The organism is Alkalibacillus haloalkaliphilus C5 (assembly GCF_000269905.1).
Classification (GTDB): Bacteria; Bacillota; Bacilli; order Bacillales; family Alkalibacillaceae; genus Alkalibacillus; species Alkalibacillus haloalkaliphilus_A.
Genome location: NZ_AKIF01000015.1, coordinates 1 through 11,587 on the forward strand (window position 1 = coordinate 1; position 11,587 = coordinate 11,587).

The following is an 11,587-nucleotide window of genomic DNA, read 5'->3' on the forward strand; positions in this document are numbered from 1 at the left end:
CTTGGCAGTCTCAGCATCAACTAAAATAGCTGATTCAGCTTCTACATCAACTTCTGCAAAAGTTGCCATTGGTGCAATGACTAAAGAACTAAACAGAAACACTGCTGTAATTGTTAACATCATGATGATTTTCTTAGTTTGTTTCATAAACGTTCCCCCAAATCCAATCTCTTAATAATCTATTTGAATAGCTTCGTCACTATATTATTTTAGGCTATTCCAACATCTTTTATTATACAATAATTTTTATCACTCAACACCGGTTTTCTATTAGAAAAGTAAAAATGCGTAAATAGACTTAAAACTTTGTAGAAGATAGCAAAAAAGCCATTAGTTACCGTCGCAACTAATGGCTTTTATTATAAGATTTCCTCAATATAGATCGTTTTATCTTCTATTAAGTTTATAATTTCTTGATTTTTAGATAGTTTAACTAAAGGACGTGTTGGATGTCTTTCATCTGTAAAAACAATCGTTCCATATTCATTATTTGATAGTTTTACTTGAGTACCATTACTAAAGTTAACAATCGACTTAGCGAGCTGATTTAATACTTTCATATCTAGCTTATCAATATGATCTTTCATTAACTCTTCTACCACTTTATATGGCGACTGTTTACGTCGATACACTCTTTCTGATGTCATTGCATGGAATACATCACTTACTGCAATAATGTTAGCAAATGGGTGTATTTTATCTGCTTTAACACCCATAGGATAACCAGAACCATCTATTCTTTCATGGTGTTGAAGTACCGCTACTTTCACATCTTGATGAACAGGTAAATTCTCTATGAACCGATAAGATTCAACTGGATGTTGTCTAATCTTTTTAAATTCCTCTTGTGTTAAGTTTCGGTTTTGTAAATAAATACCTTCTTGATCCTTAAGCATTCCAATATCGCTTAAAAAAGCAGCAAGTGCAATATTCAAACGTTCTTTACTACTATAACCTAACTGTTTAGCCAAAAATGTCGCAATTACTGGCATTGATACAATATGATAATAAAAATAGTTTTCTGGTTTATTATAATGATGCATTTTTAACAGTACGTCACTTTTATTTTCCCCTTGTTCTATTAACGGGTAAATAAGCTCACGAATTTTTTGAACATCAACTTTCGAACGATAATCCCAAGATTTAAACAAATCCTTTGTCTTTTTAACTACATCGACATATTGTTCATAAAAAGACATTTCCTGTTCTTCAGTAATCACTTTTTGTTGATCTGTCTCAAAAACATCACCATTAACTAACTTATTGGCAACTTCAACTTCTAAAACTTTAAACTTTTTTAATACTTGTAAGTGTATAGGCTCCACAACAGTATTTTTAGGAATAATTGGCGTCAACGTTTGACCCATTACATCTTTTATAATTAAACATCCTGAAATTAGCTGTTGTGGATGAACTTTCATAACCTAACACCTCTTAAGTCTTAGTCGTTATTTACTCTTCATTCTTTATTTCGTCATCTTTTCCATCATTTTCAATGGTTTCTTCATTTTCTTGTTGGTCTTCTTCTAATTCATCTAGTTCGTCTTCTTCTTTTTCAACAGGCGCTACAGTAGCTACTTCCTCATCTTCTGACAGTCTTATTAAACGAACACCTTGCGTGTTACGTCCTGTAGTTGAGATCGATTCAGAAGGCATACGAATTAACACACCATCTACGGTAATAATCATGAGGTCTTCTTCACCTGTTACTGGTTTAACAGCAACGACATGACCATTTCTCGGGTTAAGTTTACAAGTTAAAATACCTTTACCACCACGGTTTTGCATGCGGTATTCACTCTCTGGTGTTCGTTTACCGTAACCTTTTGACGTTACCGTTAGTACTTCAACACCTTCATTTAAGATTTCCATAGAGACTACTTCATCTTCATCATGTAATGTAATACCTTTAACGCCTGTTGCTGTACGGCCCATAACGCGCACATTTTGTTCATCAAAACGGATTAGTGAGCCATCTTTAGTACCAATCATAATTTGCTTTTCACCATCGGTTAATCGAACGGAGATTAACTCATCATCTTCACGTAAGTTAATGGCTCTTAAACCTCCGCGACGAATGTTAGCAAACTGTTCTAAAGTTGTACGTTTTGATAATCCATTTTTCGTTGTAAAGAATAAATACCAATCATCGACAAACTCACGAACTGTAATTACAGCATTTACCCACTCATCATTTTCAATTTCGATCACATTCACAAGTGGTAGACCTTTTGCTGTACGACTAAATTCTGGGATCTCATACCCTTTAGCTCGATACACTTTACCTTTATTCGTAAAGAACAATAACGTATCATGAGTGGAAGTCGATAATAGATGTTCAACAAAGTCATCATCATTTGTATTCATTCCTTGAATACCTCGTCCTCCACGGTTTTGTGTACGGTAAGTTGTTGCAGGTAAACGTTTTACATAACCTTTATGTGTTACTGTGATGACTACAGTTTCTTCTGGAATTAAGTCTTCATCTTCGATTAAGTCAATGCCGCCGGCAACAATTTCAGTTCGACGTTCATCATTAAAGCGTTCTTTAACTTCAAGTAACTCTTCACGAATGATGTCTAACACTCTGTTCTCGTCAGCTAAAATTGCTTTAAGCTCCGCGATCAACTCTGAAATTTCTTTATATTCATTTTCAATCTTTTCACGTTCTAACCCTGTTAAACGTTGCAAGCGCATATCTAAGATGGCTTGTGCTTGTTTTTCAGATAAGCCAAAACGAGTCATTAAACCTTCACGGGCTATATCAGTCGTTTGTGATTGACGAATTAGTTCGATGACTTCATCTAAGTGATCTAATGCAATACGCAAACCTTCTAATATATGCGCTCTAGCTTCAGCTTTATCTAATTCAAACTGGGTTCTTCTAACAATGACTTCTTTTTGGTGTTCTAAGTAATGACTTAATGATTGCTTTAAGTTTAATACTTTAGGCTGTCCATCTACTAAAGCAAGCATATTAATACCAAATGAAGTTTGTAAGGCTGTCTGTTTATAAAGGTTATTTAAAACGACATTAGGGTTTGTGTCACGACGAATTTCAATCACGACTCTTAATCCGTCACGGTCAGATTCATCTCGTAAATCTGTAATTCCATCGATTTTCTTGTCTCGAACTAACTCCGCAATTTTCTCGATCAATCTTGCTTTGTTCACTTGGAATGGGATCTCGGTAACAATAATTTTTGCCTTTCCGTTTGCATCTTCTTCAATGTCTGCTTTAGAACGGATCGTTACTGAGCCTTTTCCAGTTTCAAAGGCTTGCCTAATTCCGCTTCTGCCTAAGATTTGTCCACCTGTTGGAAAGTCTGGTCCGTGAATATACCCTTCCATTAGTTCTTGGATCGTTATATCTGGATTTTTACTTAATGCTAAAACGGCATCAATAACTTCACCTAATTGGTGTGGTGGGATATTCGTTGCCATACCAACAGCAATACCTGATGCACCATTAACTAAAAGGTTAGGGAAACGAGCTGGTAATACGACAGGTTCTTTTTCAGTACCATCGTAGTTCTCTTCATAGTCGATCGTGTTTTTGTTAATATCACGTAAAATTTCCATTGAAATTTTAGACATTCTCGCTTCTGTATAACGCATTGCAGCTGCTGCATCACCGTCAACAGAACCGAAGTTACCATGGCCATCTACTAGCATGTAACGGAAGTTAAAATCTTGTGCCATACGTACCATCGCATCGTATACGGCGGAATCACCGTGTGGGTGGTACTTACCAATTACTTCACCGACAATACGTGCCGATTTTTTATAAGCTTTATCTGAATGCATTCCTAAATCATGCATAGCATATAAAATACGACGGTGAACAGGTTTTAAACCGTCACGAACATCCGGTAATGCACGAGATACGATTACACTCATCGCATAATCTAAAAATGACGTTCGCATTTCTTGGCTAATATTTATTTCTTGAACTTGAGGACGTTGTTGATCCAAAAGTGATTACCTCCCTAATCAGAAGAACATTAACGCCATTGGATAGGCGTTAATGATTCACTGTTAAATATCTAAGTTTTGTACGTATTGCGCATTTTGCTGGATGAAGTCACGTCGTGGTTCTACTTGATCACCCATTAAAATTTCAAAGATTTCATCTGCTTCCATAGCATCTTGTGAGTTTACTTGTAATAAAGTTCTAGATTCAGGATTCATTGTCGTCTCCCAAAGCTGTGTCGGGTTCATTTCACCTAAACCTTTGTAACGTTGTAAGCTGATTTTTGGAGAATTCGGTAATTCACTGTATATTTTCTCCATTTCATGTTCATTGTAAGCGTAATAATCTTTTTTACCTTGAGACATTTTATATAAAGGTGGCTGAGCGATATAAATGTAGCCACTCTCTACTAATGGACGCATATAACGATAGAAAAAGGTTAATAACAATGTACGAATGTGCGCACCGTCAACATCAGCATCGGTCATAATCACGATCTTTTGATAACGTGCTTGTGATAAATCGAATTCTTCACCAATTCCTGTACCTAATGCTGTAATAATCGCACGGATTTCATTATTTGAAAGGATCTTGTCTAAACGCGCTTTTTCAACGTTAATTATTTTACCTCTTAACGGTAAAATCGCTTGGAAATGACGGTCACGTCCTTGTTTTGCTGAACCACCTGCTGAGTCACCCTCAACGATGTAAAGTTCACTTACGGTTGCATCTTTCGTAGCACAATCGGCTAATTTACCTGGTAAGCTTGAAACTTCTAAAGCACTCTTTCTTCTTGTCACTTCACGAGCTTTTTTCGCAGCGATTCTAGCACGTGATGCCATTAAACCTTTTTCGACGATTTGTTTGGCTACTTTCGGGTGCTCAACTAAAAACTGTGAAAATTTATCTGAAAAGATTTGGTCTGTAATCGTACGAACTTCACTATTGCCTAGTTTTGTTTTCGTTTGTCCTTCAAACTGCGGGTCTGGGTGCTTAACCGAAATGATGGCAGTTAATCCCTCTCGCACATCATCGCCAATTAAATTGGGGTCGTTTTCTTTATACAAATGATTTTTACGCGCATAATCGTTAATAACACGTGTCAGTGCTGTTTTAAACCCTGACTCATGTGTACCGCCTTCAGCAGTATTAATATTGTTAGCGAAGGAATATAAGTTGCTTGCAAAACCATCGTTATATTGAATGGCAAACTCAACGGTAATATCATCTAATTCACTTTCACCATAAATCGGGTCATGTAAAGCTTCACGTGTACGATTTAAATGCTCAACGTATTCAGAAATACCGCCTTCGTAATAAAACTCTTCACGAATTTCTTCTTCTTCACGTTGATCTTCAATCGAAATTTTAAGCTTTTTATTTAAATAAGCTAATTCGCGTGTACGATTAAGTAACGATTCATAAGAGTATTCTTGTGTTTCACTAAAAATTTCTGGATCTGGTTTAAAACGCGTTTTCGTTCCGGTAATATCTGTTTCACCAATAACCGATACTTCTTCATTAGGAATCCCACGCTTATAGCTTTGATAATATAGTTTACCGTCACGATGGACATAGACTTCACATTCACTTGACAAAGCATTTACAACTGAAGCCCCTACACCGTGTAGACCACCAGATACTTTATATGAGCCACCATCGAATTTACCACCAGCGTGTAAAACAGTCATAATGACTTCTAAAGCTGGTTTGCCTGCTTTTTGGTGTAAATCAACAGGAATTCCACGGCCATTGTCTGTCACTGTAATACTATTATCTTCTCCAATTGTAATTTCAATTGAGTCACAATGACCAGCTAATGCTTCATCAATACTATTATCGACAACTTCCCATACTAAGTGGTGTAAGCCTCTTTCACTTGTTGAACCGATATACATACCTGGTCTTTTTCTTACTGCTTCAAGACCTTCTAATACTTGGATTTGACTAGCACCGTAATCTGTTTGTTGATTTAAATTATCTTCATTGTCATCGTCTCACCTTCATTTTCCTTAATGGTCATTCATTACTCAGGTGTATCCTCAGTAACTTCATCAATTTGATCTAAAATATTTGAGATTTGCGCACGCTTATTCAATGTGGATACAGATAAAGAACTAAAATAAATATGGTCAACTGTAATTACAATTGCTTTCGGTTCCTCATATTGCACTTCTGTCACATTTCCGTTTTTACGTTGATTAAAAATCATTTCTTCAATAATGGATGAAGATTTATATAATGTGTAATCAATAATCGAAATAACTTCATCGGATTGAATGACGTGTTCATCACCAATATGTATAAACAACAGTGAACCTCACCTTTCTGATAACAACTGTCCGTTGTGAATATTAAATATTTGCGCTTCTTTTAAAGTTTCATGGTGAATCCCATCAACACTTGTTGTGGTGACAAATGTTTGAACTTTCCCTTGAATTGTATTAAGTAAATGAGATTGTCTATGGTCATCTAACTCACTTAAGACATCATCTAATAAAAGAATAGGATATTCACCTACTTCTTGATCAATTAATTCAATTTCCGCTAATTTTAAAGATAGGGCTGTTGTTCTTTGTTGTCCTTGTGAACCGTAAGTTTGAACATTACGATCATTAACGTAGAAAACTAAGTCATCCCGATGCGCACCTGCTAATGTCGTTCCTCGTTCAACTTCACGGTCTTCAATGGAATCATAATAAGAGGTATATATCTCTATTATTCTCTCCAATTCAGTGTCTTCTGATACATTAATAGACCCTTCATAATCAATGGTTAACGCTTCTAATCCACGACTTATTCCATCATGTATTGGGGTAGCCCATTCTCTTAACTTTTGTAGAAACTGTAGCCTTTTCTTTAAAACTATACTTCCATGTTCAATTAATTGCTCTGTTAAAACTTTTAACATTGTCCGATCTGTTTGTTTTTGTCTTTGTAAGTCTTTTAAAAGTGCATTGCGTTGTTTTAATATTTTTTGATATTGACCTAGGTGGTATATATAAACAGGCTGGATTTGGCCTATTTCCATATCGATAAACTTACGTCGCTCTTGTGGGCTTCCCTTCACTAAATTAAGATGTTCAGGGGCAAACATGACGACATTTAGTGCCCCAATATAATCACTTAACCGTTTCTGCTCAATATGATTAAACTTTGCCTTTTTTCCTTTTTGAGAAAAAATGACTTCTAAAGGGAATGAGCGATTACGTTTAAATACATCTCCTTTTATTTTAGCATAATTAGAGTCCCATTTTATTAATTCTTTATCTTTTGATGTTCGATGAGATTTTGTAAAGGCTAATACGTAAATAGCCTCCATAAGATTTGTTTTACCTTGTGCATTCTCACCGATTATGACGTTTATTTGATTATCAAATTGTAATGATAGCTCATCATAATTTCGATAATTTTCTACCGATATTTCCTTTATATACATAAAATGAGACTCCTAATTCTTAGTTAGTTTTCTTTTGCCACGATAAAAGTACCAACATCTTCTACTTCAACGTGATCATCGATTTTTAGCTTACGACCTCGTCTTTGATCCTGTTCTCCATTTACATAAACGTTATAATCTTGTAAAAACATCTTCACCATTCCGCCTGATTCTACAATGTTGCTAATTTAATAAATTGCCCTAAAGTAATTTCATCAGTTTTAATTTCAATTGGCTCTGCCATTATTTCACCTTCTTAATTTAGTGTGTTAATTGTAGAATTTCCCTAACTATATATTTTACTAAAGATTAAGCAATAAGAAAAGGAACTAAGCCTTTTACTTAACAGGGTAACAGTAGGCTCAGTTCCTTTAGTTTAATTTGTCATTTTAAATTGAGTAATTTAATACGTTCTAACCGGTGTAATTAGTTGTAAAATTTGTTCTTCTTCATCAAGTGGTTCGATAATAAATGGTCGCATAGCACCTGTGAATTGAATTTTGATTTCTTCTGCATCAATTGCTCTTAACGCATCAATCATATATTTAGCATTAAACGATATTTTTAATTCTTCACCTGAAATTTCATTTGTATTTAAAACTTCTTCTGCTGTACCGATTTCTGGTGAATTACTTGAAATCTCAATGGCATTATTCTCTTTTGTTTCTAGTTTTACAATATTGTTTCGGTTGTCTTTAGCTAAAAGACTAGCACGATCAATTGTTTGCATTAATTCTTTAGAATCAACTTTAACTTCTGTTTTACTTTGTTCTGGAATTAACCTCGAAGTTTCTGGATAATTCCCATCCAATAAACGAGATAAGAAGAATAAATGTTTTGTTCTAAATAATATTTGATTATCTGAAACACTAATTTGAACAGAGTCTTGTGAGTCGTCTAAGATTTTGTTTAATTCTCCTAAACTTTTTCCTGGAATAACAATATTTTTAAAAGATAAAGAGTTTGTTTCCTCATTCATTGCTATTTTTCTTGATGCTAAACGGTGGCTATCTGTTGCAACTAGTTCTAACTGGTCGTTTTCAAGTTTAAAGTGAACACCTGTTAATATTGGTCGCGTTTCAGATGTTGAAACGGCAAAATTAGTTTGTCTAATTAACGTTTTTAATAGATCTGTTTGAATATGAAAACTATTTTCTGTTTGTAAAACAGGAAGTTGTGGATATTCTTCTGGGTCTTGTCCATTTAGTGTAAATTCAGCTTTTCCAGAACGAATTGTAATATTTAATTCTCCATCTGCCTCAATTTCAACTAAGTCCTCTGGTAACTTTTTAATGATATCTGGTAAAAACTTAGCTTGTACGACAACTTTTCCTGGAATAACTTCATGGATATGAACGATCCCATCTTCTTCTTTTGGAATGATTGATTCAATTGTAATATCAGAATCACTACCTGTAAGTTTCACTTCTTCTTCGTTTGCTTCTAATTTCATACCTGAAAGAATCGGAATTGTCGTTTTAGGTGAAATAGCTCTCATGACATTTTGAATACTTTGCATTAATTGGTCTCGATTGATGACGATTTTCATAGTGTCCTCCTAATTTTTATATTCCACGCATATATTTATTTATTTTTAATATAAATAGTCTTAATAGTAATAGGGCTTGTGAATTTGTGGATAAGTGCAGTTTTTATAAATATCACGGGTTATCCACATGTTAATAAGTTGTTCGTATGTTTGAACAGGTTATTCACACTGTTAACAATTTTGATTAACCTGTTTTTATTTGTTCTGTTAATTCATCAATTTCTCTTTGAAGTTGTAAATCATCTGAAATCATCTTTGAAATCTTTTCATGAGCATGAATAACGGTCGTATGATCTCGCCCTCCAAATTCTTCGCCAATTTTAGGTAACGAAAAGTCAGTTAACTCGCGAGCTAAATACATCGCAATTTGTCTTGGGAAAGCGACTGATTTTGTACGTTTTTTAGCTGCGAAATCTTCAAGTTGTATGTTAAATCGGTTAGCTATTACTTCTTGAATGCCTTTAATCGTAATTTCTTTCGGCTTTGAATTAGGCACGATATCTTTTAAAGCATCTGCAGCTAGTGATGCATCAATATCTTCATTAACAAGGGAAGAATAGGCTACGACTCTAATTAATGCTCCTTCAAGCTCTCTAATGTTCGTGTCAATTTGGTTAGCAATATAAAGCATGACTTCATTAGGAATATCTAATCCATCAGCTTTAGCTTTTTTCCTTAAAATTGCGATTCTCGTTTCTAAATCTGGAGGTGTAATGTCTGTAATTAAGCCCCATTCAAAACGTGAACGCAAACGATCTTCTAGTGTTGGAATCTCTTTCGGTGGACGATCACTTGAGATGACAATTTGTTTGTTGTCCTCATGTAATGAATTAAACGTGTGGAAAAATTCTTCTTGTGTCTGTTCTTTTCCAGCTAAAAATTGAATATCATCAATTAATAGCACGTCCACATTTCGATATTTATTTCGGAAATCAATTGTTTTGTTATCTCTAATAGAGTTAATAAATTCATTTGTGAACTTCTCTGAGGATAGATAGACAACTTTTGCATCCGGATTGTGTTCAATTACATAGTGCCCAATTGCATGCATTAAGTGCGTTTTACCTAAGCCAACGCCTCCATAGATAAATAGAGGATTATAAGCCTTTGCTGGAGCCTCAGCAACAGCTAGTGAAGCAGCATGGGCAAAACGGTTACCAGAACCAATGACAAATGTTTCAAACGTATACTTTGAGTTAAGCATCGTTTTTGAATCTTGTTCACTTTTAGGTTGATTCATCTTTTTAATTGGTTGATTAACAGGCTCATCTTCACCTTTATTTTCAGGAATAATGAACTTAGGAGTTAGTTGTGATCCAGTTAATTCGTAAACTGTTTCAGAGATTAAGTTTGAATAACTATTTTCTAACCAATCTCTTGCAAATTCATTTGGTGCAATAATATATATATTTCCACCATCAATTGCTTTTGCTTCAGTTGATTTTAACCAAGTGTCGAAGCTAGGTTTACTTATTTTCTTTTCTAGTTCTTTTAATGTTTCGTTCCAAATTTCAGAGATGTTTTGCAAACAGTTACACATCCTTTCTGTTTGAATCGTGGATGGGTATAAAAAAATATGTATGTGGATATTTTCATTAGAGTATACAAGAAATTATAACAGATATCGACAATATCCACATAAATGTGAGTAAGTCATTAAACAACGTGTGCATGTTTATTCACATTGTATCCACAATCTGTGGAAAAACAAAAATAGCAACACATGTTATCCACGGTTAAAACAACATAATCATAACAAATAAACATAGAACTTTCAATGTTTTATCAAACTTATCCACAAAGAAAACAAACCTGTGGTAAAATAATATCCACAAGGGTGAAAATTGTGGGTTTTTGATGAAAAAGTATGTGGATATTAACAAAGTAGTTTGTTTAAATTAAGTAAGGGTTGTGGATAATGGAAAATAAAGCATTATTGAGTTGTTATGGATTATGCGTTATAATATGAAATGGTTTGTCTGTTGACATTCAATGCTAAATTTTAATATACTAATTTGGACTGCTTATGGAACGAAATAAGTTTGTCTAATTGCAGGAGGTGTAGATCATGAAACGCACTTATCAACCAAATAATCGTAAGCGTAATAAAGTACACGGCTTCCGCGCACGTATGTCTACTAAGAACGGAAGAAAAGTTCTAGCGCGTCGTCGTCGTAAAGGAAGAAAAGTTCTTTCTGCCTAGACACTGAAGACTTATCAGTGGTCTTTTTTCTAGTAACTAAAAAGTTTAGCCATAACTAGATGGGAAGATTGTATTTGAAGAAAGCTTATCGAGTTAAAAAAAATGAAGAGTTTCAGCAGATATTTAAAGATGGTCATTCATTTGCTAATCGACAATTAGTTATTTATGCACTTAAGAAGGAAGAACAATCCCATTTTAGAGTTGGTTTATCTGTTGGCAAGAAAATTGGGAACGCTGTGTTACGTAACCAGATTAAGCGTTATTTAAGACAAGCTTTTATTGATTTAGATTCTGATATTAAGCCCAATTATGATTATGTGATCATTGCTAGAATGCCAACTCGAAATATGGGTTATTATGAAATAAAAAGTAGTTTAAACCATCTGTTGAAAAAAACGAAGAAATTTCGTCAATAAAAAGTAA

At 34.3% G+C, this 11,587-nt stretch carries 9 protein-coding genes and 1 pseudogene; 2 read left to right on the forward strand and 8 right to left on the reverse strand.

What is annotated here, in order from left to right:
- Nucleotides 1-359: 359 nt before the first annotated feature.
- The 8 genes and pseudogenes from A194_RS0102930 to dnaA all read right to left on the reverse strand — a co-directional run bounded on the left by A194_RS0102930 (nucleotide 360) and on the right by dnaA (nucleotide 10,489).
- Entirely contained in the window at nucleotides 360-1,421 is a 1,062-nt protein-coding gene (locus A194_RS0102930) for an HD-GYP domain-containing protein (RefSeq protein ID WP_017185395.1), read from the reverse strand.
- 31 nt (nucleotides 1,422-1,452) lie between these two features.
- On the reverse strand, nucleotides 1,453-3,927 hold the full coding sequence (gyrA, locus tag A194_RS0102935; RefSeq protein WP_050980475.1) for a DNA gyrase subunit A: 2,475 nt from the start codon (nucleotides 3,925-3,927) through the stop codon (nucleotides 1,453-1,455).
- Between the two features lie 111 nt (nucleotides 3,928-4,038).
- Nucleotides 4,039-5,943 (reverse strand): annotated as a pseudogene (gyrB, locus tag A194_RS17040) (DNA topoisomerase (ATP-hydrolyzing) subunit B); the annotation flags it as partial.
- A gap of 56 nt (nucleotides 5,944-5,999) precedes the next feature.
- Nucleotides 6,000-6,284: an extracellular matrix regulator RemB gene (remB, locus tag A194_RS0102945; protein WP_017185398.1), complete on the reverse strand. Its 285-nt coding sequence runs from the start codon at nucleotides 6,282-6,284 to the stop codon at nucleotides 6,000-6,002.
- A 9-nt stretch (nucleotides 6,285-6,293) separates the two neighbouring features.
- Nucleotides 6,294-7,412 carry a DNA replication/repair protein RecF gene (gene recF / locus A194_RS0102950; RefSeq protein ID WP_017185399.1) on the reverse strand — a complete coding sequence of 373 codons (1,119 nt, stop codon included), beginning with the start codon at nucleotides 7,410-7,412 and terminating at the stop codon, nucleotides 6,294-6,296.
- A gap of 23 nt (nucleotides 7,413-7,435) precedes the next feature.
- Entirely contained in the window at nucleotides 7,436-7,564 is a 129-nt protein-coding gene (locus tag A194_RS21115; protein WP_017185400.1) for an RNA-binding S4 domain-containing protein, read from the reverse strand.
- A 251-nt stretch (nucleotides 7,565-7,815) separates the two neighbouring features.
- Nucleotides 7,816-8,961: a DNA polymerase III subunit beta gene (dnaN, locus tag A194_RS0102960; protein WP_017185401.1), complete on the reverse strand. Its 1,146-nt coding sequence runs from the start codon at nucleotides 8,959-8,961 to the stop codon at nucleotides 7,816-7,818.
- Nucleotides 8,962-9,145: 184 nt separating this feature from the next.
- Nucleotides 9,146-10,489: a chromosomal replication initiator protein DnaA gene (dnaA, locus tag A194_RS0102965; RefSeq protein WP_017185402.1), complete on the reverse strand. Its 1,344-nt coding sequence runs from the start codon at nucleotides 10,487-10,489 to the stop codon at nucleotides 9,146-9,148.
- Nucleotides 10,490-11,029: 540 nt separating this feature from the next.
- Between dnaA and rpmH the strand changes: the two genes are divergently transcribed.
- Nucleotides 11,030-11,164: a 50S ribosomal protein L34 gene (gene rpmH / locus A194_RS0102970; RefSeq protein ID WP_017185403.1), complete on the forward strand. Its 135-nt coding sequence runs from the start codon at nucleotides 11,030-11,032 to the stop codon at nucleotides 11,162-11,164.
- Nucleotides 11,165-11,238: 74 nt separating this feature from the next.
- Nucleotides 11,239-11,580, forward strand: a complete 342-nt coding sequence (gene rnpA, locus A194_RS0102975) for a ribonuclease P protein component (RefSeq protein ID WP_017185404.1) — start codon at nucleotides 11,239-11,241, stop codon at nucleotides 11,578-11,580.
- The last annotated feature ends 7 nt before the right edge of the window (nucleotides 11,581-11,587 follow it).

Coding starts and splice junctions, on each gene's coding strand:
- A194_RS0102930 (WP_017185395.1), bottom strand. CDS start 1,421: ATGAAAGTTCATCCACAACAGCTAATTTCAGGATGTTTAATTATAAAA.
- gyrA (WP_050980475.1), bottom strand. CDS start 3,927: ATGCGAACGTCATTTTTAGATTATGCGATGAGTGTAATCGTATCTCGT.
- recF (WP_017185399.1), bottom strand. CDS start 7,412: ATGTATATAAAGGAAATATCGGTAGAAAATTATCGAAATTATGATGAG.
- A194_RS21115 (WP_017185400.1), bottom strand. CDS start 7,564: ATGTTTTTACAAGATTATAACGTTTATGTAAATGGAGAACAGGATCAA.
- dnaN (WP_017185401.1), bottom strand. CDS start 8,961: ATGAAAATCGTCATCAATCGAGACCAATTAATGCAAAGTATTCAAAAT.
- rpmH (WP_017185403.1), top strand. CDS start 11,030: ATGAAACGCACTTATCAACCAAATAATCGTAAGCGTAATAAAGTACAC.